Below are 25,487 nucleotides of genomic sequence, written 5' to 3'. Positions count from 1 at the left end.
TGTCTTTCATGCCTGTGATGAAGGACATTTCTGGGGGCGGGCGGGGTCCCTTTTGTCTTTCATGCCCGCGATCAAGGACATTTCCGAGGGCGGGCGGATCCCCTTTTGTCCTTCATGCGCGGGATGAAGGACATTTCCGAGGGCTGCCGTCTCTCTTTTGTCTTTCATAATCTCGATGAAGGATTTCTATTGGTGGGCGGGTCCCTTTTGTCCTTTTGAACTCTCCAAAAAGACATTTCGAACACTACCCAAGCCGCTTTTGGCCTTTTGAAACCTCCAAAAAGACATTTTGAACACCAACCAGGCCACTTTTGTCTTTTTGAAACCTCCAAAAGGACATTTCGATCGCTACCCGGGGTCCTTTTGTCTTTTTGAAGCCTCCAAAAGGACATTTCAATCGCTGCCCGGATTCCTTTTGTCCTTTTGAACTCTCAAAAAAGACATTTCGAACACTACCCAAGCCGCTTTTGGCCTTTTGAAGCCTCCAAAAGGACATTCCGAACACCAACCAGGCCACTTTTGTCCTTTTCAAACCTCCAAAAAGACATTTCGACCACTACCCAAGCCACTTTTGTCCTTTTGAACCCTCCAAAAGGACATTTCGATCGCTACCCGGATTCCTTTTGTCCTTTTGAGCCCTCCAAAAGGACATTTCGATCACTGCCCGGGTTCCTTTTGTCTTTTTGAGCTCTCCAAAAAGACATTTCGACCACTACCCAAGCCACTTTTGGCCTTTTGTAACCTCCAAAAAGACATTTCGAACACCAACCAAGCCGCTTTTGGCCTTTTCAAACCCCCAAAAAGACATTTCGAACACCAACCAAGCCGCTTTTGGCCTTTTCAAACCCCCAAAAGGACATTTCGAACACCAACCAAGCCGCTTTTGGCCTTTTCAAACCTCCAAAAAATATCTCAATCACCACCCGAGTGATGTCTGTGTCCGCTTCAAAAGACATTCCGCCGGTTATTTTCGCCCGTGATCAACTTGAAAGCCGCCCCGCGCATCCGGGACGGCTTTCGTTATTTGGTATGCATTTTAAATTCCAAAAATAGCTCATTATAGCGGGCGAGTTTTTTCTTGCCAAGGTTTTTATATACTTCCAGTTTCTTTGTGAGTGCAGCATCCGGATAAAAACGGCGGTCGCCGGAAATCGATTTTGGCAAAATCTTCAGAGCCGCTTTGTTCGGCGTTGAATAACCGACATACTCGGCGTTTTGCGCGGCGTTTTTCGGATCGAGCATAAAATTGATAAACTTCAGGGCGCCATCCACGTTTTTCGCTGTTTTCGGGATGACCATGTTGTCGAACCAGAGATTGGAGCCTTCGCTCGGCACAACATAGTTCAGCTTTTTATTCTCTGACATGATCTCAGCCGCATCCCCCGACCAGACAACCCCGAGCGAAGCTTCTTCATTGGCCAGTAGCATCTTGATTTCATCGCCGACGATCGCTTTCACATTCGGCATCAGCCGGTCAAGTTTTGCTTTTGCCTGCTGCAAATGTTTTTCATTCGTATCATTCAGCGAGTAATGCAGGCTGTTGAGCCCCATCCCCATCACTTCGCGGGCGCCGTCCACAAGCAGAATCTGATTTTTCAAATCGGGATCCCACAGGTCGTCCCAGCTTGTAATTTTTTTGCCACCGAGCATACTTGAATTATACACAATCCCGACCGTCCCCCAGAAATAAGGCACTGAGTATTGATTTTTCGGGTCAAACGGCAAATCCATAAAGCGCGAATCGATATATTTCAAGTTCGGCAGCTTCGAATGATCAAGCGGAATCAGCAAGTTCTCCTTTTTCATCTTTTCGATCATATACTCGGATGGAACCGCAACATCAAACGTTGTACCACCCTGGGAAATTTTGGTCATCATGGCTTCGTTCGAATCGAAAGTTTGATAAATGACTTTGATGCCGGTCTGCTTTTCAAATTTCTTAATCAAGGCGGGATCGATATAATCCCCCCAGTTGTAAATCGTGAGCGTATTTCCGCCTGCATAGCCTTCCGTTTGGTTCATGCGCCCAGCGAGAAATTGCAGGGCAAGGGCGACAACGATTATCGCAATAAAAACACGCAGCAGCTGTTTCATCTTTTAACCCCCATTCCGTTCGTGCGGGCTTGGCGCTGGTTCACGAGGTAGTACCCGATCACAAGGATAATAGAGAAGAAAAAGAGCAGCGTTGACAGCGCGTTAATCGTGAGTGAAATCCCCTGGCGCGCCCGCGAATAAATTTCAACGGAAAGCGTCGAATAGCCGTTCCCGGTGACAAAAAAGGTGACGGCAAAATCATCGAGCGAATACGTGAGCGCCATGAAAAAACCGGCAAAAATACCGGGCGTAATATACGGGAGAATCACCTTCGACAACACATCCCACTGGCTTGCCCCAAGGTCGCGCGCCGCATCCATCAAAGTCGGGCTCATTTCCTGCAGTTTCGGCAGCACCATCAGCACAACAATCGGAATGCAAAAAGCGATGTGCGAAACGAGAACGGATGTAAACCCGAGCTTGATCCCTGCAATCGTAAATAAAATCAGGAACGATGCACCGATAATGACGTCAGGGCTTACGATCAGCACATTATTGAGCGAAAGCAGCGCATTTTTCGTTCTTCTTCTTTTCACAAACCGGATCGCGAGCGCCCCCATCACACCGATCACCGTTGAAATCGCGGATGCGAGTAGCGCAATCACAAGCGTATTGATGACAATGATCATAAGGCGCGTGTCCTGGAACACTTCCTTGTACCATTCCCATGTAAAACCGCTAAATTCATGCATGTTCCCTGCTTTGTTGAACGAATAATACATTAAATAAAAGATCGGTGCGTAAAGGACGATAAACACAAATATCAGATATAAGTTTGACCATTTCCATCTTTTTTTCAACTTCATCCCTCACTTCCGGTTGCCGGTCACAATCATAATGACGACCATGGCAATGATCAAAAAGACGGCGATCGTAGACCCCATGCCCCAATCCTGTGTGACAAGGAAATGCTCCTCAATTGCCGTACCGAGCGTAATGACACGGTTTCCCGCAATCAGGCGCGTAATCATAAAGAGTGACAGAGACGGAATAAAGACAGCCTGACACCCTGATTTGACACCGTCCAGCGTGAGCGGAAACACAACGCAGCGGAACGTGGTCCATTTCGAGGCGCCAAGATCGCGCGCCGCATCCATAAAGACCGGGTTTAGTTCTTCAAGCGCGTTATAAATCGGCAAAATCATAAATGGGATAAAAATATAAGTAGACACAAACAAAAAGCTGAAGTCTGTAAATAAAATCTGCTTTTGCCCGATGCCCATCCATTCAAGAAACGAGTTGGCCGGGCCGAATGTGCCGAAAATCCCGAGAAACGCATACGCTTTTAACAACAAATTGATCCATGTCGGCAAAATGATTAATAAGAGCCAGAGCTGCTTATGCCGCGATTTTGTCAAAAGATAAGCAGTCGGATACGAAATCAAAAGTGTAAACGCCGTAATCAAAAACGCATACCAAAAAGAGCTCAGCGTCATTTTCAAATAAACGGGCGTAAAAAATTTTTCATAGTTGACAAGCGACAAATGCCCTTCAATATCAAAAAAAGAATAATAGAGAATGAGCAAAATCGGCGCGATTACAAAAAGAAGGATCCACAGCAAATACGGAACGAGATAAAAAGTGCGTGCATTTACTTTCATGGCCGGACCTCATCGTACGCTTCCAGGCGCCGGTCGAATTCCTCTTCTGTTTCGCCGAATCTCATCACGTGGATCGCTTCCGGTTCAAAATAAAGGCCGATCGTATCCCCGACTTTTGCTTTTTTTGTCGAGTGGACAAGCCATTCATTTCCCTCTTCATCGTAGCAACAAATTTCATAATGGACGCCGCGGAACAGCTGCGTATCCACCCGCACTTTCAAGTTCCCTTTTTCCGGCGTCGTGATCTCCAGGTCTTCCGGGCGGATGACAATTTCAACCGGCTCGTTCGGGTTAAGGCCGCGGTCTACGCATTCAAACGCACGGCCGTTAAATTCCACAAGATAATCGCGGATCATTTTCCCCGGAAGGATATTGGACTCACCGATAAAGTCCGCCACAAAGCGGTTGATCGGTTCATCATAAATATCGGTCGGCGTCCCGCTCTGCTGAATTTTCCCGTTATTGATGACAAAAATTTCATCGCTCATCGCAAGCGCTTCTTCCTGGTCGTGCGTGACAAAAATAAACGTAATGCCAAGGCGGCGCTGCAGTTCGCGCAGTTCATACTGCATCTCTGTCCTCAGCTTCAAATCCAAAGCGGAAAGCGGTTCGTCCAGCAAAATCACTTCCGGTTCATTGACAATCGCGCGCGCAATCGCGACCCGTTGCCGCTGCCCGCCTGACATTTCGCTGATTTCCCGGTTTTCATAGCCTTCCAGGTTCACAAACTTCAAGGCTTCTTTTACTTTTTGGTCAATCACAGCCGCCTTCATTTTTTTAATGCGCAGCCCGAACGCGACGTTTTCATACACATTTAAATGCGGAAACAGCGCATAATCCTGGAAAACGGTATTGACCTGGCGCCGGTTGGCCGGAACGTCATTCACGATTTTTCCGTTGATGTAAATATTTCCTTTTGTCGGCGCAATAAATCCTGCAATCAGGCGCAAAATGGTTGTTTTCCCGCAACCCGACGGCCCGAGCAGGGTGTAGAATTTTCCGCGTTCAATTTCAAAACTGACGTCATCCAAAATAGCAGGATCATCGTCGTATTGTTTCGTGACATGGTCAAAACGAATGATGATATCGCTGTTCATTGCTGTCCTCCTCTTCTATGTTCAGCTTACAGATACGATTCCGTGGCAACCAGTACAAGCCTGGACCGGCCTTCCGCGTCATTCAGGATCTGATGCTCATCGGATGCATGATAATAAATGGCTTCTCCGGCTTTCGCACGGTACAGGCGTTTGCCAAGCCGCACCGCAATCCGGCCTTCCAGTACATAGGCAAAGGTTTCCGATAAAGAAGGTTCAAACGTTTTAAACTCCCCTTTTTCCTCAAGCGTAAGCAGGATCGGTTCCATTTCCTTTTCATTCGATTCCGGGACGAGCCACTGGATTTTATAACCGCGCTCTTCATCGAGATAATCGGTCTGGTCTTCTTCCCCGTATACGACCTTTTGTTCACGCTCTTCTTCATCAAAAAATTCTTTCGGCGTGCAGCCGAGTACTTCCAATATATTAAAAAACGTGTCAATCGAAGGGGAGCTTAAATCCCGCTCAAGCTGGGAAATATAGCCTTTGCTTAAATCCGTACGCTCTCCAAGTTCCTCCTGGGTGAGTCCTTTTTTTAACCTTAAGTTTTTAATTTTTTTCCCGATCTCCATCATAAAACCTTCCATTTTGTTTAGCATTTGTAAACTCAAAGGCAAGGAAGTTCTTTTTTATTAAACTTTAAGTTTACTTTCATTTGTATTATATAAAAAAGCAGGCAGATGTAAAGGCCTTTTTGAAAAAAACACGAATCAGGCTGTCATCCTGCCTGTTTGTACCCGCGGAAAAGCGGTAGCCCCTCCTTTTCAGCCAACGAACCATCCCAATCAGGCGTTTGCAGTTTTCGCACGGAGAGGCAGATGTTTGCCAATAAGCCTGTATATAAAATGGACAAAATATTGCCGCGCTGTTGCCCGCTGCAAAAAGTCAATCATGCAAATTAGTGCCGGGCTTGATGTAAAAACTTAAGCCCATTTTATATCCCATATATTTTTGCCACCCCGTTCTGCTTCCTTTTCTATTGATTTTCCCTAAAAAAATAACTATAATAATATGTAAATCAAATGGAATAAAAAATCCTCATCAAATCCGGTGAGGTAGAGGTCGCAGCTTTTATGAGTAAATCGGACGAGACACGGGTAAAGTTTAAGACTCCGGTTGAAAGGAAAAGCTGCCGAAACGTGGTGCCGGATCCCGCGGTGCCATGTTGGGGCTGTTTCCGAACAGGAACAGAACTGTCACATATGCGATTCCCCCTCGCATATGTGTTGAGCTATCTTCGGAAGGTTGATGGAGGGTATACGCTTTGATGCCGCGTCTCCACGACTGCGGCATTTTTGTTTATTCCCTGCTCCTTCCTATATAAAAAGGAGTGAATCAAGGATGGATGACTTCTATCATGGGCAAAGCACTGCAGCCGGAGCGGTTCCCGTTGCAAAAAAGGGTGAATTGACGAAGCTGAAGCGGAAATTAAAATCCCGCCACCTGACCATGATTTCCCTCGGTGGATCAATCGGAACCGGGCTTTTTCTGGCAAGCGGCGGGGCAATCCACAGCGCGGGGCCTGGCGGTGCGCTTCTCGCTTATGCATTAATCGGCGTCATGGTGTACTTTTTAATGACAAGCCTTGCAGAAATGGCCGCCTACATGCCGGTTGCAGGCACCTTCAGCACGTACGCAACAAAATTTGTTGATCCGGCACTTGGATTTGCGCTTGGCTGGAACTATTGGTACAACTGGGCGATCACGATCGCAGCCGAATTATCAGCAGCAACCATTATCATGAAATTCTGGTTCCCGCACATGCCTTCGATCGTGTGGAGTGCGGCTTGCCTTCTCATCATGTTCTTATTAAATTATTTATCTGTAAAAGGGTTCGGGGAAGCTGAATACTGGTTTGCAATCATTAAAGTCGTAACCGTCATTGCCTTTATCATTGTCGGCGCACTGATGATTTTCGGGATTATGGGCGGAAAAACAATCGGCTTTTCTAACTTTACGATTGCAGACGGCCCAGTCCACGGCGGATTCCTGGCCGTGCTCGGGGTTTTTATGGCAGCCGGGTTTTCATTCCAGGGAACAGAACTGCTCGGGGTTGCGGCCGGTGAAAGCGAAGATCCGGAAAAGACCATTCCGCGTGCTGTGAAATCTGTATTTTGGAGAATCTTGCTTTTCTATATTCTGGCGATTTTTGTCATCGGCCTGTTGATTCCGTTCACGGATTCGAGATTAACCGCCGATGACATTACGATGAGCCCGTTCACAATTGTATTTCAGCGTGCCGGCATTGCTTTTGCGGCTTCTGTCATGAATGCGATTATTTTAACGGCTGTTCTTTCTGCCGGCAACTCGGGCATGTACGCGTCAACGCGGATGCTCTGGGAACTTGCGCGCGACGGCAAAGCGCCGAAATTCCTCGGGAAACTGGATAAACGCGGGGTGCCGGTGAATGCACTGATTGTCACTGCGCTTGTCGGAACGGTTGCTTTCCTTGCATCTTTCTTCGGCGACGGGGCAGTGTACAACTGGCTCCTGAACGCATCCGGCTTATCCGGCTTTATCGCCTGGCTCGGCATTGCCATCAGCCATTACCGATTCCGCCGTGCATATGTAGCACAAGGCAAAGCTTTGAGCGACCTGCCTTACCGTTCAAAATGGTTCCCATTCGGCCCGCTATTTGCGTTTGCCGTTTGTACGGTCGTCATTCTCGGGCAAAACTACCAGGCATTTTTGGGAGACCATATTAAGTGGGGAAGCGTGTTTGTCTCGTATATTGGCCTGCCCATCTTTATTGCCGTATGGCTCATTTATAAATTTGTGAAAAAGACAAAAGTCGTTTCTTTACAGGAATGCGATTTTAACCGAGAATCCTAACGGAAAAACCTGCGGTGGCTGCCGCAGGTTTTTTCCTTTCATCAGAAACTTACTTTTAACATAAATTATATGAAATTTACCTTTATTTTAATTTATGAAAACGTTTCCTTTATCTAGGAAAAAAATTCATTTTAAATATTTTCCTAGCTCAGAATCCTTTATTTCATGCGGGTTCCAGCCTTTTTTAACAATGGCGCACACAAATTTGCCAAAAAATTAATCTTTATTTTTTTCTCATTTTACGTTAATATTTTATCTATCGCATTCATTCCCCGAAAAAACCAGCACTTATTTTTCAGTTAATTTCACAAATTATGCCAATATGTGATTTTTACAAGGAGGCAATGGCATGTCAACAATCGACAAGAAAAAAGTTCTGGCAACTGTTCCACAGACCGGATTTTTTGGTCATCCAAAAGGGTTGTCGACTTTATTTTTCCTAGAGTTTTGGGAGAGATTCTCTTACTACGGGATGAAAGGGATTCTGATTTACTACATGTATGACCGCCTGTCAAACGGCGGGTTGGGATTGGACCCGACAACAGCCGCATCGATTGCTTCGATTTACGGCGCGCTTGTTTATATGTCGGGGATTATCGGCGGCTGGATTTCAGACCGTCTGCTCGGTTCCGCCAAAACCGTTTTTTACGGCGGAGTGCTGATTATGCTCGGGCATATTGCGTTGTCCTTTCCGGGAGGGTTCCCGGCGCTGATCGTTTCCATGGTGCTGATTGTGCTTGGGACAGGCTTGTTAAAACCAAATGCCGCTTCAACCGTCGGGGAATTGTATGATGAAAAAGACTTGCGGCGCGATTCCGGTTTCAGCATTTACTACATGGCGGTTAACCTCGGGGCCTTCATTGCGCCGCTCATTGTCGGAACAATCGGTCAGGGGTACAATTACCATCTCGGCTTCAGTATTGCAGCGATCGGAATGTTTTTCGGTTTGATCGCATTCACCATGTCCAGGAAGAAAAATCTTGGGCTTGCCGGCTCTGTTGTGCACAACCCGTTGAAGCCGGAAGAAAGAAGATCGACTTTCACCAAAATCGGCGTAGGAGCTGTCGTCCTGATTATTTTGCTGGCGATTACCATTCCGACACGGATTTTAAATCTGAACAGCTTTATTACCATCGTCAGCATTTTAGGATTTTTGATTCCTGCCTGGTACTTCTTTATGATGTACTTTAGCAAAAAAACATCGAAAGACGAACGCTCACGCATTTTGGCTTATATTCCTTTATTTATTGCTTCCATCGTCTTCTGGGCGATTGAAGAACAAGGCGCGAGTTTGCTCGCCGTCTATGCGGACAAGCGGACACAGCTGAATTTTGCCGGCATTCATATTTTACCGTCCTGGTTTCAGACATTGAATCCGCTGTTTATCGTCGTCTTTGCGCCGGTTTTGGCTTCGCTTTGGGTGAAGCTGGGAGACAGGCAGCCGTCTACACCGGTTAAATTTTCGTTTGGGCTTATCCTTGCTGGTTTGTCCTATATGGTCATGATGGCCCCGGCTTACTTTAACGGCTCTTCGTCGCTCGTGAGCCCGCTCTGGCTTGTATTGAGCTACTTCCTTGTCGTGATCGGGGAACTTTGCTTGTCACCGGTTGGTTTGAGTGTATCGACAAAGCTGGCGCCAGCCGCATTCTCGGCGCAAATGCTCAGCCTCTGGAACTTGTCTGATGCTGCGGCCCAAACGTTGAACGCCCAGCTTGTCAAACTGTACAGCGCCAACCATGAAGTGATCTACTTCGGCGGCGTCGGCCTTGTTTCGGTCATTTTGGGCATATTCCTGCTCCTCTACGCACCGGTCATCAAACGGCTGATGAGAGGGATAAAATAATAGATGAAGTGATGAAAAACCGGGGCATTGGTCCCCGGTTTTTTTAATGGATTTGCTGGTATGTGCCGTGTAACAATTGGAGTGGATGCTAATCGATTGGGGTAAGCTTAACCGTTGCTTCTGTCTGGATCGTGTAGCCGTCATAGACCATAAATGTATAGGAAGCTTCGCCATCTACGCCAAGAATCGTATTCACATCTGGTACACCTTCTCCGTCAAAAGTGACGAAGTTCGATCCTTCACCAACCGGCGTGGCTTTATACCTTCCTTCCGGGATGTCTTTGCCAACTTCATATCTGCCGGCTGCCAGCGTCTTTGGTGCACTTTTCGCTTTCTGCACCTGTCCTGTCAATGAAGCAAGGTCCTTTTTCTTGGCATCCACTTTGCTTTGAGTGGATTTTAATTCTGATTTTGCATTTTTCAAGTCAGCTTGTGCAACATCGACCTGTTTGTTCAAAGTATCGAGTTGCGTTTTAAGATCATCTTGCTGGGATACAAGTTCCTCGGCTGCATCATAGTCATCTTCCCTTAACGTAGATGGGCCCTATGTAAAGAAAAGCCTTCATTTTTGCACGCTTTCTTAACATAAACGCCCTCTAGGTTAAGGAAGAGCCTCGTTTTTTCACGCTTCCTTAACGTAGACGCCCTCTATGTAAAGAAAGGCCTTCATTTTTCCACGACTCCTTAACGTAGGGCTTGCTGAACACGCAAAATTCCTAGATTTGGCAAGGATGCTGACAGTTTTGGCAAAAATTTAAATGGTTTTTTTAGAAAGTCCAGAGAAAAGCTTGCACTTGAAAGCTGATTCAAGGTATAGAGAAGACAAAATCGTATTTTCAAAGATGAAGTCTTTTATATTTTAAGACACAGGTTGTTGACCCTATATAAAAGAGAAAAACCCGTTTGGAAATCCTCTTTCCAAACGGGTTTTTGTTAAATGCTTTTCTTCTTTCGTGTCAGGCCGTAAGCGATGACAAGCAGGATGAACCATACCGGTGTCACAAATAAGGCAACACGCGTATCTTTTGCTATCCCCAGAACCACGAGGACAAAAACAAAGAACAAGAGTACAATCCAGTTGATGACCGGGGCAAACGGCAATTTAAAAGAGATTTTGGCCGCTTCTTCCGGCATATTTTTCCGGAAACGCAAGTGGGCAACCATAATGACGCCCCACACCCAGACAAAACAGATGGATGAAATGCTTGTGACAAGCGTAAAGACTTGCGTGCTCTTCATAAAATAATTCAGCATAACGCCGATTAACAGCATGATCGTTGAACCAAGCAAAGCAGGTGCCGGGACATTCCGCTTGTTTAACTTTTTAAATATTTTCGGTGCTTTTCCATCTTCTGCAAGAGAATACAGCATACGGCTTGTACTGAAAATGCCGCTGTTGCACGAGGAAGCCGCCGAAGTGAGCACCACAAAATTGATGATACCTGCTGCAGCCGGCAGACCGATATCAGCAAATACCCGGACAAACGGGCTCGCATCCGGATTCAGCCGGTTCCAAGGATAAATCGACATGATGACAAACAAAGCGCCGACATAAAACAGTAAAATCCGCAGCGGAATCTGGTTGATCGCTTTTGGCAGCGTCTTTGATGGATCCTCTGCTTCCCCGGCTGTTACGCCGACCAGTTCAATCCCGACAAATGAAAAGACGGCCATTTCAAACGCTAGCAAAAACCCTTTTGAGCCATTCGGGAAAAAGCCGCCGTGCTGCCACAGGTTTGTAAAAGAGGCGTGCCCCCCATTGCTTTGAAAACCAGCGAACACGAGGAGAATGCCGATAACAATCAGGGCAATAATGGTGACAACTTTAATAATAGCAAACCAAAATTCCATTTCCCCGAATGCTTTGACTGTCGCAATATTGATGAGAAACAAAACAGCGACGCAAATCAAAGCAGGAATCCACTGTGGCAGATCGGGTACCCAAAATTGAACATACATACCGACTGCGGTAATTTCGGCAATACCGGTTACAATCCAGCAAAACCAATAGGTCCAGCCGGTAATAAAGCCTGCCCACGGTCCGATAAATGTTTCAGCAAAATGGGTAAACGATCCGGTAATCGGCTTGTACATCAGCAGTTCGCCGAGTGCCCGCATCATAAAGAAAAGGGCCAAGCCGATTACGAAGTATACGAGCATAATAGACGGGCCGGCAAAGTGAATCGATTTGCCGGAACCAAGGAAAAGCCCCGTTCCAATTGCGCCCCCGATCGCAATCAATTGAATATGGCGGTTTTTCAGCCCGCGACTCAGCTCTTGTCCATTCGGGCTTTGATCCATACCGATCAACTCCTTATCTATGTATAAATTTGATTATATCACAATCTTCTTATTTGTTGCGGGTAAAAAGCAAACCGTATGTGCACGCCTCTCCCCGGTCGTGTCCGGGTATTGTGAGGCGGCATTTTTGTTTACGCTTACAAAAATGCCGGGCTAAAACTTCCCATTTTTGAGAAAATTTAACATGCAGAAGCGAACCGGCCCATGAAAAGAGCCGGCAAGCCTGGGTTTAAGCAAACCATTGCGTTTTTTCTTCTGCTGGTGTCCGTTGCGCTTTGATGTCCAATTCTCTTTTCGGATAGCCGACATAGATGAGCCCGGCAATTTTATCTGCTGGTTCGAGGTTCAGATAGTTTTTCAATTCTGGTTCATGCGCAATGTCACCGGTCCTCACGATTGTAGCCAAACCGAGCTCGGTTGCCGTAAGCAGCAGGTTTTGGATCGCACAACCAGTCGCAACGATTTCCTCAATTTCCGGAACAATGCCGGAAGGGCTGACGGCAACCGCAATAACCACCGGCGCTCGCAGCGGCCCTTTGCGCGCTTTTTCAATCTTTTTCGCCGCTTCTTCTTCACTCAGGCCTTCCGCTTTCTGGGCTGCAATCCGGGCCATTTCCTCTCCGAGTTTGGCGCGTCCTTCCCCTTTAAACACGCGGAATTTCCACGGTTCTGTTTTCTTATGGTTTGGCGCCCATGTGGCAGCTTCGAGCAATGTTCCAATCACATCATCCGGTACCTCTTTATCGTCTGTCACGCCGATGGAACGGCGCGATTTGATCAGATCCATGACACCCATTTTCCCAACTCCTTTAACCATACTAGTTTAAGTATAAGACAGGAAAATGCGTCAATCAACACAAAACATTTTTCCACCGTGGAAATACATTATTGAAAAATGGCGCTGATCTTTTGCACATCCGCTTCCGTCAAGCTGACTTCCAATGTTTTCAGATTGTCAATCACCTGCTCCGGCCGTTTGGCACCCGGAATGACAGCATCAATGGAAGGCTGGGAGAGATACCAAGCAAGGACAACATGTGCGACATCCACGCCTTTTTCTTTCGCAATCGGGCGGAGCTTTTCAACCTTTTCCAAATTACGGAGATAGGTTTCCCCTTGGTAAAGCGGATTTTTCGCACGGCCGCCTTCAAATTTGGTATCTTTTGTATATTTGCCGGCGAGCAGCCCGGATGCGAGCGGAAAATACGGGATAAACGAAATACCGTTTTCCGCTGTGTACGGAAGCAAGTCTTTTTCAGCCTCGCGTTTGAATAAATTGTACTCCGACTGCAGCACATCGACATATCCGTCTTTGTTTGCCTCTTTCAATTGTTCAATGGAAAAATTGGAAACACCGATTGCACGGATTTTCCCTTCATCTTTCAGTTCTTTTAAGGCGCCGACTGCTTCGTCTTTCGGAGTATGGTCATCCGGGAAATGGATATAAAACAAATCAATATAATCGGTTTGCAGGCGTTTCAGGCTGCTTTCGACCGCTTCTTTTAAAAATGCAGGGGAGTTGTCGAACACCACTTTTCCATCGACAAATTTATGTGCACCTTTTGTGGCAAGCACGACCTTGTCACGGCCGCCGTGTTCTTTTAGCACCTCGCCGATCAACTCTTCCGAACGTTTTGGCCCGTAAATAAACGCAGTGTCAAGAAAATTGATGCCGTGGTCAATTGCCGTGCGCACAACTTCTTTCCCGGTTTCATCATTGAGATTCGGGTGAATATTATGTCCGCCGACCGCATTTGTGCCGAGGCCGACCGGGTTGACATACAAATCCGATTTGCCGAGTCTTCTTTGTTTTTCCATCTTACCTCCGCCTTTCTCTTCAGATTTCAATCCTTATCATAGCAAATCAAAAAGAAATGTAAAAATATTTCGGTTTCCGGTCAAACAGGCACATGTGCGAGCTGTTTGCATACAAATGGGAACGTGTGAGAGAAAAAGGAGGGGTTATTGTGGCAAGAACGTTAGCTTGGCATGAAACATTGGAAATTCATGAGCTGGTTGCATCCCAGACGATTTGTTTGATCCGGTTTAAATCAGTCGTAAGAAATGTGTCCGATGCAGGGCTCCGGGAACTGTATACGTTTTCGATCCGGGCACTTGAAAAAAATATTCGCGACCTTCTGCAGTTTTATCCGCAGGCGCCGCGGGAAGAGGAAATAGAAGAAAACGAGGAGCGGCAAACCAATCCCGGTTTTCAGGCCGGTGAACTGCTGACCGCTTCCAAAACGGCTGTACGAAATTATGCGACTGCCATTACAGAAACAGCCACGCCGGCATTGCGCACCGTGCTTGTCCGCCATTTGAACAGCGCGATCGACTGGCATGCGCGCGTATTCAACTATATGCATGAACATGGTATGTACCAGGCCTACAACTTAAGCCAATTGCTGAACAACGATGTCCGGAACGCCAACCGGGCGCTGCAAATGCGGGAAGAAGAGTGAAGAATCCGGCCCCCGTGCTACATTAAATGCGGCACTAGCGAGTGACCCGGCGCACATGCTGCAATAAATGCAGCACCAGAGCGGCAGGAACAGAAATCAGCCGGTACCTATTTTCAGGGTAGACGCCAATGCCGCAAAGAATTTGGCACCAGCGCAGGAACAGAAATCAGCCAGTGCCTATTTTCAGGGCAGACGCCAATGCCGCAAAGAATTTGGTACCAGCGGAAGAATGAAAATTCCGTCGCAAATTTTCGGGATAGACAGCCATGCTTGAATATGACACCAGCCGTAGAATGAAAGTCATCCAACAAGATAGGCTCCATGCCGCAATGAATGCAGCACCAGCGCAGGAACAGAAATCAGCCAGTGCCTATTTTCAGGGAGAAAGCCATACCCATTGAATGCAGTGCCAGCAAGTCACCCACCGAGATAGGCGCCCATGCCAAAATGAATGCGTACCAGCGGTGGAACGGCCCATATTTCCAGTGTAATCGCCCGGCGGCAAAATAAATAGCGCCCGCAGAAGGATGAAAATCAGCCGGCGTAAATGTTCCGGATAAAAGAATGGAAAACCGCGGATCGATTGTTCATCCGCGGTATATCCTTTAAATAGTACAGCGAGCAGTCCGCAACCGGAATGAACCGGATCCGGCCCCATATCCAATGGGATGAGACAAGCCATACCCGCTGTTTTTTTCTGTGTTTCATTACCATTTTGTCTTATTCAGAAGCCGAATGGCCAAATCTACCGGCTTGCTCTGGCTCATTGATTTTTGCCAACCCTTATTCCAGATTGCTGTGCCGGTTCAACGCTGCTTCATTCCCCGATTTCTGCTGTTCGGCAATTTTCAGGCAAACCGCGTCAAAAAACAGATGAACAGACTGGTCGAACAATGAGCTGAGCGGCTGTCTGCTTTCAATTTCTCCCGGCCTCCGGTATTTCGTGGCGGACGGAATATGAACCACGCTATCCGAAGTTTGCGCAAGTCTCGAAGACGGATCAGAAGTCACACCCACAACGGATACACCATTCTTTTTCGATTTTTCCGCCGCTTGCACCACATTGGAAGTCGTGCCGGAACCAGAAACTGCAATCAATAAATCTCCCGGCTGAATCGAAGGAGTGATCGTCTCGCCGACGACAAACACATGGAAACCAAGATGCATGAGCCGCATCGCAAAAGACTTGGCCATCAGCCCCGAACGCCCCTCGCCCAATACAAAAATGCTTTTCGGAGAAGCAAGCATATCCGCCAGCTTTTCCACTTGTTCCCCGTCTATTTTTGAAAACACCGTTTGAATTTCATTTAAAATGACTTCTATTTCCCGATTCATTTCAATGCCTCCCAAGCTTCTTTTATCTTTTGTGCCGCAAGCAAAGGATCACTTGCCTTGCTGATTGCTGAACCAATAATGAGCACATCCGGCTGAAGGGCGCGGACGGCAGCCAAATTTTCCAGTGAAATGCCCCCGGCCACTGCAATCTGCTGGTTGCGTGATGCTGCGCGGTGCCCCCACGTTCCGCCTCCGCCTTCTTCCTGCTGGTCCTTGCTGATATGCTGGCAGACGATGATGTTTTCCAAACGGGCAATCTCCTTCTGTTGATGCGCCGCTGTATTCAAAAGGTCAACCATCACTTGTCTATCAAACTGCCCGGCCATATCCAAACACGTACGGAGTGTGACAGGAGGGGCTGCCCCCATCACAGTCGCAATGTCGGCTCCCGCCCGAAAACAAAGTTCAAATTCGTACTTCGCATTGTCGAACGTCTTGATATCGGCTACCACCGTTTTGTCCGGAAACCGGTTTTTTATGTCATAAATGCTTTTGACGCCGAATTCTTTAATTAACGATGTGCCGACTTCAATCCATTCTATCGCTTTTTCCGCTTTTGCTGCAATTTCGATTGCTTCCTGAATCGTGAATCGGTCTAATGCCAGTTGAATCTTCATTTTAAAACCGCCTTTGCTTCAAGATTTTCCGGCGCCAGGGGAGACGCCTGTTTTTTTGCCCGGACCATCAAGGTTAACAGAACCGAGACAAGGAGCGAGATCGCCATAAAGATAAAAGATGCCTGCGTGCTGCCCGTTGCCCCGTTTAAAAATCCGACAATGTATGCGCCAACAAAAGAGCCTAAAGCACCCATGCTGTTGATAAACGCATTGGCACTTCCTGATACATTTTTCGGCAAAATTTCCGGCATGATTGCGAAAAACGGCCCGTATGGTGCATACATGGCGCCTCCTGCAATGACAAGCAGCGCGTAAGAGAACCAGAAATTGGATGAACCGATCAAATAAGAACCGTAGAAGGCAATGGTGCCGATCAATAGCGATACCCAGACAAATGTTTTGCGATTTAGCGTTTTATCGGAAAAATAGGAAACAGCGATCATCCCGATTGTCGCCAGTAAGTATGGAGCGGCAGACAGCCAGCCCGTTGCCACAATATCCATATGGGAGGCCGCTTTTATCATGGACGGCAGCCACATGACAAATCCGTAGACGCCGATGCTCCATGCAAAATACTGAACCGCGAGAATGAGCACCGTTTTATTGCGGAACATTTCTTTATACCCCGCTACTTTGATCATTCCTTTTTGTTCTTCTTTCATTTCAGATGCGATGTTTTCCTTTTCCTCATCCGTCAGCCACTTTGCTTCTTCCGGCTTATTTTCAACCAGCTTCCACCAGAAAAATGCCCAAACGATGGCCGGAATTCCTTCCACAATAAACATTCCCCTCCAGTCAAGCACCTTTAACAAATAACCGGAAACAATGGACATCCATAAAACGGTGACAGGATTGCCCAAAATTAAGAAGGTGTTGGCACGGGAACGCTCTTCTTTTAAAAACCAGTTGCTCAAAAAGACGAGCATTGCCGGCATCACGGCAGATTCCACGACACCGAGGAAGAACCGGATCGGATACAGCCATGCGACATTATGGACCAGACCGGTTGCAGAAGCAAGCAGGCCCCAGAGAATCAGGCTGACAAATACGAGCTTCTTGGCACTTCTTTTTTCTGCATACGCCGCGCCCGGAATTTGAAAGAAGAAATAACCGAGAAAAAATAATGCCGATAAAAAGGAGGCAACACCTGTAGTTATATTTAAATCGTGCGCCATTCCGCCCGCTGCGCCAAAGCTGTAATTCGCCCGGTCGAAATAGGCAAGGCTGTAGGTAATGAAAGCGATTGGAACCAGATGCAAAAATCTCTTCTTGCTTGCGACATTTCTCAACGACTTTTCCATTCCAAAACACTCCTTTGTTGTGGGTTTAACCGTTTTTCACCGAATGCCCGTTCATAAATGCCAACAGTTCTTCCCGGGTCGGAAGCCCGTTTTTATCCCCGGAAGACATGGTTTGTAAAGCGCCGATTGCATTCCCTCTTTCCGCTGCTTCAAATGGAGTTAAACCGTCGAACAGGCCGCTTAATACACCGGCTGCAAATCCGTCTCCAGCACCAACCGTATCCACCACTTTGGTAACCGGGAAGCCTGGAACGGTATGCGCTTTCTTTTCCGTTGCCACATAGGCGCCTTTTGCCCCGAGTTTGACAAACACCATTTTGGCACCGTGTTCAAGATAATATTTCGCGATATCTTCAGGCGCTTGATAGCCGGTCAAAATTTTCCCTTCTTTGATACCGGGAAAAACAATGTCGGCCTGGCAGGCGTATCTTTGAATCGTTTCCGCCATCGTTTTTTCGTCTTTCCACATGGAAGGGCGCAAATTCGGATCAAACGAAACGATACTGCCTTCTTTTTTGGCTTTTTGTATGAAAGCTTCGCTCAGTTCCCGTACGCACGGGGAGAGTGCGAGCGGGATCCCCGTTAAGTGATAATGTTTTGCATGCATTTCTCTGAGTTCAGGGAAATCTTTGATCCCCATCAGGCTTGCGGCGGAGTTTTTACGGTAGTAATAAACACCCGGATCGCCTTCCGATACTTTTTCTTTCAATTGAAATCCCGTCAAGTTTTCTTCGTCTCTTTTAATCAAGGAAGTATCCACTTTTTCACGCTGCAGTTCCTGGATGATATAATCGCCAAGCGGGTCTGTTCCGACTTTGCTCAGCCACAGTACCCGGTACCCGAGGCGAGAAAGTCCGATTGCCACATTTGTTTCCGCCCCTGCCAGTTCTTTTGTAAAATGCCGGACCGAGGCGAGCTGTCCGGGTTCTTCCGCAATAAACATGCCCATCGCTTCTCCGAATGTCAGCACATCATACACTTTCATTTACGAACACCTCTTCTTTCAGCAGTTCGATGTAATCTTTCAAATCACTTGTAATCGGAAATTCTAACGCAATCGCGGCTTCTTTTGGCAACAGATGCAGCAACCGTTTCCATTTTTGCCTGCCGTTTTGGCCAATTGGGATCGTTGCATAACCGGATGCCGTTTCCACCACTTCTTTCACGTGAATGTATACTACCTCGTTTTTTAAAGCGGCAGCGGCCTCTTCAGCATCTTCCCCTGTGTAAGCCCAGTTGCCGATATCACAGGTAAAACGGATCGGAATGGCCTTGCTGCGGCATGCTGCAAAAAATGGCGCGAGCCGCTCTGTTTTTCCCCCGAGGTCCGTTTGATCATTCTCGATGGTCACCAGGATGCCGGCATTCGAAAAGCAGGCGGCAGCTTTGGCAAGCGTATCCACATCAGATAGACCCTCCCGGTAGTTGCCCAATGAAAATTTGATGAGTTTTGCCCCGAGCTCCACAGCCTCCTGCCTATAAGGCGCCACATCGATAACTTGATGATCCTCCCCAAATAAAGAAACCGGGCAGGAATAGTAAGGGATCAGCCCCGCCTTATCGAGCATGCCTTTCACCGCGGGTAAAAGAGAAGACGGGTCTTCAAGCAGCTCCCGCCGGATTTCCACCCCGTCACATCCGGCCTTGCGTATGGCGGCGAATAACACCGGGTAAGATAAAATGGCAGTATCCTGAAATGCATTCATGGTGACAAATAAATGGGCCATTGGTGTTTCCTCTTTTCTTGTGTGTTGGAACCGAATTTCTTGGGACCGATACCATTTTTCAAATGCCGGATCTGTATTTTATAAATTGAATAAAATATCGCAGCTCTGTTGCCTGCTGTAAAAAATAGTCATCGTGCAAATTGGTGCTTGGGAACTTAAGTACAACTTATATAGTTTGCAAAATTTCCATGAGCAGTGCGATGTGGGGATGTTTTTTGGATTTTCCCGTTTACTCTATTTATCGTTTTTCCTGTTTTTGATCTTTCCGGGAGCGCTCTTTTTGATGGGACCGGTACCATTAAAGGGGAAAGCTGCCACTTTTGTCTTGACTAATCCCATGTTGACATCTTTTCAATCCTGCAGGCTGATCCTTTGATGCAGGATTTCAGCCTGTATCGTCGCCTCTTTCGGTGAAACCGATCTCAATTTTCCTTAGGGGGAAGTTATCTCCCCGGGGTAGATTCCCTTTCAATCAAACGGGTCTGGTAAGAGATCGTCTGGACCGGCGATTCGTTGTCCGCCAGCCGTTTTAAAATGAGTTCCATTACCGTTTTGCCAATTTGATAAGTCGGCTGTTCAATGGTGGTAATGCCTGAAAATACAGCAGCTGCCCACTCCGGATTGTCAAAGCTCAGAAAACCGGTATCGTCAGGAATTTTATAGCCCTGCTCTTTCAGTTTGATAATGATTTTTAACGCGATGACACTGTTTCCGGCAATGATGGCCCTTGGTTCTTCGCTGGTAAGGGACAAAAACGTATTGAGCTTTTTCTCCAATTGGCTTTCGTCATTGAGATCCACTTCAAACAAATCTTCCAGGCTCGGGTGACTGGGGCTAACCAGCCGTAAAGCCTCCTGAAATCCTGTATACCGTTCGTGCCGCGGGCTGAAATGTGCAACCGGCTCTGTAAAATAGCCGATTCTTTTATAATTTTTCTTTATCAGATAGGACACGGCCTGCATCACGGCCCCGCGGTTATCAATTTCAACGGTATCAAACGGCAGCGCAGGAATTTTACGGTCAACCAGGACAATCGGGGTTTTGCCGTTTTCCGACAAGGTTTCCAAGAAATCGCTGTTTCCTCCTGTTGTTTGAATCAGCAGCCCGTCAATCTTGTGGGACTGCAGCATGGAGATATACTCGCGTTCTTTCGCCGGACGGTTATCAGAGTTGCAAATCAGCAAACTGTAGCCATGCTGCTTGCAGACATCCTCAGCCCCCCTTAAAATTGCCGTTGTATACGGGTTGGTAATATCCGCAACCAGCGCGCCAATCAAGTAGCTGCGGCTGCTTTTCAGCCCTCTCGCCAAATTATTCGGGCGGTATTGGAGTTCATCGATCACCTGTTTGATTTTTTGCTGGGTTTTCGGTGACAATTCATGAAACCGGCCGCCTAAATATCTCGAAACGGTTGATTTCGACACGCCAGCTTTTTTTGCCACATCGTAAATCGTGACTTTCGCTTCTTTTCCCCTCATGTTGTTTACCATCCATCTTTAAAATGAAACCGGTACCATTTGATTTCATTATAACAAAGTGAGAGGAGCTGTCAATCAAAAATGAACGAAAATTTTTTCCGACTCCCCTCGGTTTTGTGCCGCCGCATATGAAAAAGAGCTCTTTTTCAAGAGCTCAGTTTTTAAATGAGTGAATCGGGGCCGGGATTCTGCCGCCGCGGGCAATGAAGTCCGCTGATGAAAAGGAATGGACGCCCATCACCGGCGCATGTCCGAGCAGGCCGCCAAATTCGATCGTATCGCCAACCTTTGTGCCCGGTGCCGGAATGATGCGGACCGCTGTCGTTTTATTGTTAATGACGCCAATTGCAGCTTCGTCCGCGATCATTGCTGAAATCGTTTCTGCCGGAACATCGCCCGGAATTGCAATCATGTCAAGGCCGACGGAGCAGATCGCGGTCATCGCCTCCAGTTTTTCGAGATTCAAGGACCCGCGGTTGACCGCATCAATCATGCCGGCGTCTTCAGAAACCGGGATGAATGCGCCGCTTAAGCCGCCAACATGGCCGCATGCCATAACACCGCCTTTTTTCACGGCATCATTCAGCAAAGCGAGCGCCGCCGTTGTTCCGTGCGTACCGACAGACGCAAGGCCCATTTCTTCCAAAATATGGGCTACAGAGTCGCCAACAGCCGGTGTCGGGGCAAGCGACAAGTCGACAATCCCGAACGGAACACCGAGCCGTTTGGATGCTTCCATGCCGACAAGCTGGCCCATCCGCGTAATTTTAAATGCGGTTTTCTTGACCGTTTCCGCAACGACATCAAACGGTTCGCCTTTCACTTTTTCAAGGGCGCGTTTCACCACACCCGGGCCGCTGACGCCGACATTGATGACGACATCCGCTTCACCAACCCCGTGGAACGCGCCGGCCATAAACGGATTGTCTTCCACCGCATTCGCGAACACAACGAGTTTTGCACAGCCGAGACCTTGCGTATCGGCAGTCAGCTCGGCCGTCTTTTTGATGATGACACCCATATCACGGACCGCATTCATGTTAATGCCGGAACGTGTTGAGCCGACATTGACCGAGGCACAGACCCGTTCGGTTTCAGCCAGTGCCCTTGGAATCGAATCTATCAATATTTTATCGCCTTTGTGGCAGCCTTTTTGCACCAGCGCCGAAAAGCCGCCAATAAAGTGAACGCCGACTTTTTTCGCAGCCGCATCAAGTGTTTTGGCAAAAGCAATGTAATCTTTTTCATCCGTTGCCCCGGCGATGAGGGAAATCGGCGTGACCGAGATGCGTTTGTTAATGATCGGGATACCATATTCCGATTCAATCTCTTCCCCGGTTTGGACAAGATTTTCTGCCAATCGCGTAATTTTATCATAAATCTTCCGGCGCGCCTTTTCCCCGTCCGCGTCAATGCAGTCGAGGAGCGAAATGCCCATTGTGATGGTGCGGATATCGAGTTTTTCTTCTTCAATCATCCGGATGGTTTCAAGTATTTGTTTCGTCTCCATGGTTGTCCCCCGTTTTTACAAGCTGTGCATCGATTGGAAAATTTCTTCGCGCTGAATTTTGATTTGGACTTGCAGTGCTTCGCCTTTTTTCGCAAGGGCTTGTTTGATTTCATCAAAATTCGCTTCAGCATTCGACAAATCGAGCATCATCATCATCGTGAAATAACCGCTCATGATGGTCTGGCTGACATCGAGAATATTAATCTTTAATTCTGCCAGCTGTGTGCTGACACCGGCAATGATGCCAACCTGATCTTTGCCGATTACTGTCAAAATTGCTCTCATTTTGTCCACTCCTGTTTTGTAAAAAAATTCATATCCTTACTATCACAAATTTTTCCGGTCTTGTCTATGTATATTTTTGGAATTTTTCATTAAAAAATAGGGCAGCAAGATTGAAACTCCCCTGCTGCCCTTTTCGCCGTAAACAGATTGTCGCAAACTTTCAGTATCATATAGAGAACAAGCGCACCGGCAACGAGGCCAGCCCCCGCAAGCCGGTTTTTCGTGCACAATTCTAATCTGTTTTTATCGGCAATGGAGACGCCGCCTGCTAAAAATCATGTGTTAAAAGCTGTTCTTCCACCACCCGGGTCAGCTTTCGTAGCTGTCAATCATATTCGCGATATGCGTGTAGGCGCCGCTTGCCGTAAGCATGTCAACAACGATCCTGCGCTCAAACTGTTTTTTCTTTGCACTGCCCAGGCTTAGCTTTCGTAGCTGTCAATCATATTCGCGATATGCGTGTAGGCGCCGCCTGCTGCAAGCGCGCCCGCAACAAGGATGGCTTCCGCAAGTTGTTCTTCCGTTGCGCCCGCTTTTTGCGCCTGTTTGGAATGAAAATCAATGCAATACGGGCACTCGGTAATATGGGCGACCGCAACAGCAGCCAGTTCTTTGACAAGTGCAGGCAGTTTGCCGGCTTTCATAGCAGCAGCACCGAACGCATTGTAGGCCGCGAAACCGTCTTTGGCAAGATGGTTCATGTTGGCAAGTTTTTTCATATTGGATTTTTTGTAAATCGTATCACTGGCATCTTCAATCAGGGCAAGCTGCATATGGACACTGTGGGCCACCGCGCCGCCTGCTTCCAGTGCCGCTGCCACAAACGCCGCTTCTGTAAGTTCTTCGAGACTGACACCCGCTGCTTTTGCTTTTTTCGTATGAATGTCGAGGCAATACGGGCATTTTGTCGCATGGGCCACGGCGACGGCGATGATTTCTTTGTCCCGGGCAGAAACGGCACCGTCTTTAAACACTTCGGCATTGAGGCGGTCAAAAGCAGCCGCCTGTTCCGGCGCAAGGTCTTTTAATTTCGATAGATGTTGCAGCATATCTTTTTCATAATACGACATAAAGGACACTCCTCCCAATTGGAATACTTGTTTTTCATTATAGCCCTTCCATCTGAAAATGAATATTCATCTGCTTTTGTGTGGTAAAATGGGAAGAAGATCAATATCAGGATGGTGATGGTTTTGTTTGATTTTGATACAGTCATTGAGAGAAAAAATACCGCTTCTGTTAAATGGGAGCAGGTCAAACAGGTCTTCGGGGAAGAAGATGTGCTCCCGATGTGGGTGGCCGATATGGATTTCAACCCGCCGTATGAAGTGGCGGAAGCGATTAAAAAGCGGGTTGAACACGAAATCCTCGGATATGCGTTTGTGCCGGATTCCACTGCAGAAGCGATTCAGGCATGGCTGAAAAAGCGCCATAACTGGGACATCCACCCGGCGTGGATCGCGTACTGCACCGGCATTGTGCCGGCAATCAGCACAGCCATTCAGGCATTTACTGAACCGGGCGATAAAGTACTGCTGATGTCTCCGGTGTACCATCCGTTTTTCCATATGGTTGAAAAAAACGGCCGCGTTGTCGTAAACGCGCAGCTGAAGCTTGTGGAAAACCGGTTTGAAATCGACTGGGAGCAGGTTGAAGCGCGGCTAAAAGAAGGGGCAAAGCTGTTTTTAGGCTGCAATCCGCATAATCCGGGCGGGCGCGTCTGGACGAAAGACGAGCTTATGAAAATGGCGGATCTTTGCGCGCAGTATAACTGTTTGTTTTTGTCCGATGAAATCCACTCCGACCTTGTATACCCGCCGCATACCCATGTGCCGGTTGCTTCGCTCGGGGACAAGTACCGCGATATGACCATCACCTGCATTGCGCCGACAAAAACGTTTAATCTAGCCGGGATCAAAGCTTCTGCCGTCATCATTCCGAACCCGGAACTGCGCAAAAAGTTCAAAGATGTGCAGGCGGTAAACGGGACATCTGCCTTGAATACATTTGGCATTGTCGGCATGGAAGCAGCATACCGACACGGCAGCGAATGGCTGGATGCGCTCCTTGTTTACTTGAAGGAAAATATTGATACAGCGGCACGGTTCATCGCGGAACGCCTGCCGGAAATCCGGGTGATGGAAACAGAAGGTACGTATTTAATGTGGCTCGACTGCCGCACATATGGCCTGGAAGAAGAAGCATTGAAAGACCGTTTATGGAAAAAGGCAAAGCTCGGCGTCGAAATTGGCAGCAAATTCGGCCCTGGCGGAGAAGGCTTTATCCGCATGAACATCGCCTGCCCACGCAAAATTTTGATGGAAGGCTTAAACAGGCTCGAAAAGGCCTTTGCGTAAGGAAAAGGCCGGCCCAAAAGGTTTGGGCCGGCCTAGATGTTTTTGGGTGCTTGCCATGCGGGATGATGGAGTCTTTATGTTTTTCGCGTCCTTGAGCATGTTCGCAGTACCCTTGGAAGTTTAACCAATATCCACAGACCTTTCTTTTTCAAGGATTCTAATCACTTGGCTTAGGTATGGCACAATATCTTAGGCATGTTTTTTCATTTTCAAGTTGAGTATTTAAGTCTTTTCTTACTCATACAGGTAATGCGGTGCTGCAACACAACAACATAAAGTCGTAATATATAAATGATTCAATCAAAATATATCTTTGAACAACCTCTGTTTTTCAACAGGATGGACTCAGTAAAATCCAATGGAAACAGGAAGCCCTTCATTTTCTAAGAATATGTTGATTCGCTGTTTTTGATTTGAAAAGGTTTTAATAGATCTTCAAAAATGGATTTGATTGAGTTATCTTCTATAATACAGAAAAAATATGTATGAATAAGATAGTGCCTCCCAAAATTTGTCAATCACGAAATCAAAACGACAAATTCCGAGAACTGGCCGGTAACCGATTAATAAATAACTCAACTTTCGCACCTAGAAAATCATAATAAATTCAGTGCTGGCTAATGTCTATTACGTCTCAGATACAGCACTTG

General features: G+C 47.3%; 23 protein-coding genes and 1 riboswitch. Of the genes, 5 read left to right on the top strand and 18 right to left on the bottom strand.

Annotated elements, in window-relative coordinates:
- Positions 1-1,020: 1,020 nt before the first annotated feature.
- Genes NFR98_RS09465 through NFR98_RS09445 form a run of 5 tightly spaced genes read right to left on the bottom strand, consistent with a single transcriptional unit; the run spans position 1,021 to position 5,361 of the window.
- On the bottom strand, positions 1,021-2,094 hold the full coding sequence (locus NFR98_RS09465) for an ABC transporter substrate-binding protein (protein WP_035182645.1): 1,074 nt from the start codon (positions 2,092-2,094) through the stop codon (positions 1,021-1,023).
- Positions 2,091-2,900, bottom strand: a complete 810-nt coding sequence (locus NFR98_RS09460) for an ABC transporter permease (RefSeq protein ID WP_251460007.1) — start codon at positions 2,898-2,900, stop codon at positions 2,091-2,093. Before NFR98_RS09460 ends, NFR98_RS09465 begins: the two co-directional genes overlap by 4 nt.
- Before the next feature lie 3 nt (positions 2,901-2,903).
- Entirely contained in the window at positions 2,904-3,695 is a 792-nt protein-coding gene (locus tag NFR98_RS09455; protein WP_035189136.1) for an ABC transporter permease, read from the bottom strand.
- Entirely contained in the window at positions 3,692-4,792 is a 1,101-nt protein-coding gene (locus NFR98_RS09450) for an ABC transporter ATP-binding protein (RefSeq protein WP_017553709.1), read from the bottom strand. Before NFR98_RS09450 ends, NFR98_RS09455 begins: the two co-directional genes overlap by 4 nt.
- A gap of 26 nt (positions 4,793-4,818) precedes the next feature.
- Positions 4,819-5,361: a helix-turn-helix domain-containing protein gene (locus NFR98_RS09445; RefSeq protein ID WP_026684611.1), complete on the bottom strand. Its 543-nt coding sequence runs from the start codon at positions 5,359-5,361 to the stop codon at positions 4,819-4,821.
- Between the two features lie 476 nt (positions 5,362-5,837).
- A riboswitch (Lysine riboswitch) is annotated at positions 5,838-6,031 on the top strand.
- 99 nt (positions 6,032-6,130) lie between these two features.
- On the opposite strand from NFR98_RS09445, the gene NFR98_RS09440 reads away from it, so the two are divergent.
- Positions 6,131-7,621 carry an amino acid permease gene (locus tag NFR98_RS09440; RefSeq protein WP_061087284.1) on the top strand — a complete coding sequence of 497 codons (1,491 nt, stop codon included), beginning with the start codon at positions 6,131-6,133 and terminating at the stop codon, positions 7,619-7,621.
- A 349-nt stretch (positions 7,622-7,970) separates the two neighbouring features.
- Positions 7,971-9,464 (top strand): peptide MFS transporter, encoded by a 1,494-nt coding sequence (locus NFR98_RS09435; RefSeq protein ID WP_061087285.1) that lies wholly within the window; start codon positions 7,971-7,973, stop codon positions 9,462-9,464.
- Between the two features lie 88 nt (positions 9,465-9,552).
- Here the strand turns inward: NFR98_RS09435 and NFR98_RS09430 are convergent, their stop codons facing one another.
- From NFR98_RS09430 to NFR98_RS09415, 4 genes are all read right to left on the bottom strand, one after another.
- The gene (locus tag NFR98_RS09430; protein ID WP_017550895.1) at positions 9,553-9,921 is read right to left on the bottom strand and encodes a hypothetical protein; all 369 of its coding nucleotides are present in this window, start codon (positions 9,919-9,921) and stop codon (positions 9,553-9,555) included.
- Positions 9,922-10,397: 476 nt separating this feature from the next.
- Positions 10,398-11,765 (bottom strand): amino acid permease, encoded by a 1,368-nt coding sequence (locus NFR98_RS09425; protein WP_014096321.1) that lies wholly within the window; start codon positions 11,763-11,765, stop codon positions 10,398-10,400.
- A 229-nt stretch (positions 11,766-11,994) separates the two neighbouring features.
- Positions 11,995-12,561, bottom strand: a complete 567-nt coding sequence (locus tag NFR98_RS09420; RefSeq protein ID WP_046721353.1) for a nitroreductase family protein — start codon at positions 12,559-12,561, stop codon at positions 11,995-11,997.
- Between the two features lie 89 nt (positions 12,562-12,650).
- Positions 12,651-13,583 (bottom strand): aldo/keto reductase, encoded by a 933-nt coding sequence (locus NFR98_RS09415; protein WP_035182649.1) that lies wholly within the window; start codon positions 13,581-13,583, stop codon positions 12,651-12,653.
- 149 nt (positions 13,584-13,732) lie between these two features.
- Between NFR98_RS09415 and NFR98_RS09410 the strand changes: the two genes are divergently transcribed.
- Both NFR98_RS09410 and NFR98_RS15755 read left to right on the top strand, forming a co-directional pair.
- Complete coding sequence (locus NFR98_RS09410; protein WP_014096324.1) at positions 13,733-14,227, top strand: spore coat protein; 495 nt, start codon at positions 13,733-13,735, stop codon at positions 14,225-14,227.
- A 266-nt stretch (positions 14,228-14,493) separates the two neighbouring features.
- On the top strand, positions 14,494-14,628 hold the full coding sequence (locus NFR98_RS15755; protein ID WP_258435242.1) for a hypothetical protein: 135 nt from the start codon (positions 14,494-14,496) through the stop codon (positions 14,626-14,628).
- Positions 14,629-15,010: 382 nt separating this feature from the next.
- Here the strand turns inward: NFR98_RS15755 and hxlB are convergent, their stop codons facing one another.
- The 9 genes from hxlB to NFR98_RS09365 all read right to left on the bottom strand — a co-directional run bounded on the left by hxlB (position 15,011) and on the right by NFR98_RS09365 (position 23,550).
- The gene (gene hxlB / locus NFR98_RS09405) at positions 15,011-15,562 is read right to left on the bottom strand and encodes a 6-phospho-3-hexuloisomerase (protein ID WP_014096325.1); all 552 of its coding nucleotides are present in this window, start codon (positions 15,560-15,562) and stop codon (positions 15,011-15,013) included.
- Positions 15,559-16,179, bottom strand: a complete 621-nt coding sequence (gene hxlA / locus NFR98_RS09400) for a 3-hexulose-6-phosphate synthase (protein WP_251460005.1) — start codon at positions 16,177-16,179, stop codon at positions 15,559-15,561. The genes hxlB and hxlA overlap by 4 nt, the downstream gene beginning before the upstream one ends.
- Positions 16,176-17,480, bottom strand: a complete 1,305-nt coding sequence (locus NFR98_RS09395; protein ID WP_014096327.1) for an MFS transporter — start codon at positions 17,478-17,480, stop codon at positions 16,176-16,178. Before NFR98_RS09395 ends, hxlA begins: the two co-directional genes overlap by 4 nt.
- A 25-nt stretch (positions 17,481-17,505) precedes the next feature.
- A complete protein-coding gene (locus NFR98_RS09390; RefSeq protein ID WP_035189125.1) occupies positions 17,506-18,465 on the bottom strand; it encodes a sugar kinase in 960 nt (319 codons plus the stop codon).
- Positions 18,452-19,207: a sugar phosphate isomerase/epimerase family protein gene (locus tag NFR98_RS09385; protein ID WP_014096329.1), complete on the bottom strand. Its 756-nt coding sequence runs from the start codon at positions 19,205-19,207 to the stop codon at positions 18,452-18,454. The genes NFR98_RS09390 and NFR98_RS09385 overlap by 14 nt, the downstream gene beginning before the upstream one ends.
- Positions 19,208-19,650: 443 nt before the next feature.
- Positions 19,651-20,685: a LacI family DNA-binding transcriptional regulator gene (locus NFR98_RS09380; protein ID WP_251460003.1), complete on the bottom strand. Its 1,035-nt coding sequence runs from the start codon at positions 20,683-20,685 to the stop codon at positions 19,651-19,653.
- Positions 20,686-20,839: 154 nt separating this feature from the next.
- Positions 20,840-22,195, bottom strand: a complete 1,356-nt coding sequence (locus tag NFR98_RS09375; protein ID WP_017550904.1) for a PFL family protein — start codon at positions 22,193-22,195, stop codon at positions 20,840-20,842.
- Positions 22,196-22,210: 15 nt separating this feature from the next.
- The gene (locus tag NFR98_RS09370) at positions 22,211-22,480 is read right to left on the bottom strand and encodes an ACT domain-containing protein (RefSeq protein ID WP_013858224.1); all 270 of its coding nucleotides are present in this window, start codon (positions 22,478-22,480) and stop codon (positions 22,211-22,213) included.
- A 422-nt stretch (positions 22,481-22,902) separates the two neighbouring features.
- On the bottom strand, positions 22,903-23,550 hold the full coding sequence (locus NFR98_RS09365) for a carboxymuconolactone decarboxylase family protein (RefSeq protein ID WP_017550905.1): 648 nt from the start codon (positions 23,548-23,550) through the stop codon (positions 22,903-22,905).
- A 117-nt stretch (positions 23,551-23,667) separates the two neighbouring features.
- On the opposite strand from NFR98_RS09365, the gene NFR98_RS09360 reads away from it, so the two are divergent.
- On the top strand, positions 23,668-24,837 hold the full coding sequence (locus tag NFR98_RS09360) for a MalY/PatB family protein (protein ID WP_014096333.1): 1,170 nt from the start codon (positions 23,668-23,670) through the stop codon (positions 24,835-24,837).
- Positions 24,838-25,487 lie beyond the last annotated feature (650 nt).

It is taken from the genome of Weizmannia agrestimuris (assembly GCF_943193165.1).
In the GTDB taxonomy this organism is placed as follows: Bacteria; Bacillota; Bacilli; order Bacillales; family Bacillaceae_C; genus Weizmannia; species Weizmannia faecalis.
Note: the sequence above shows the minus strand (reverse complement) of the source record. Positions and strands in the feature narration are given on the sequence as shown.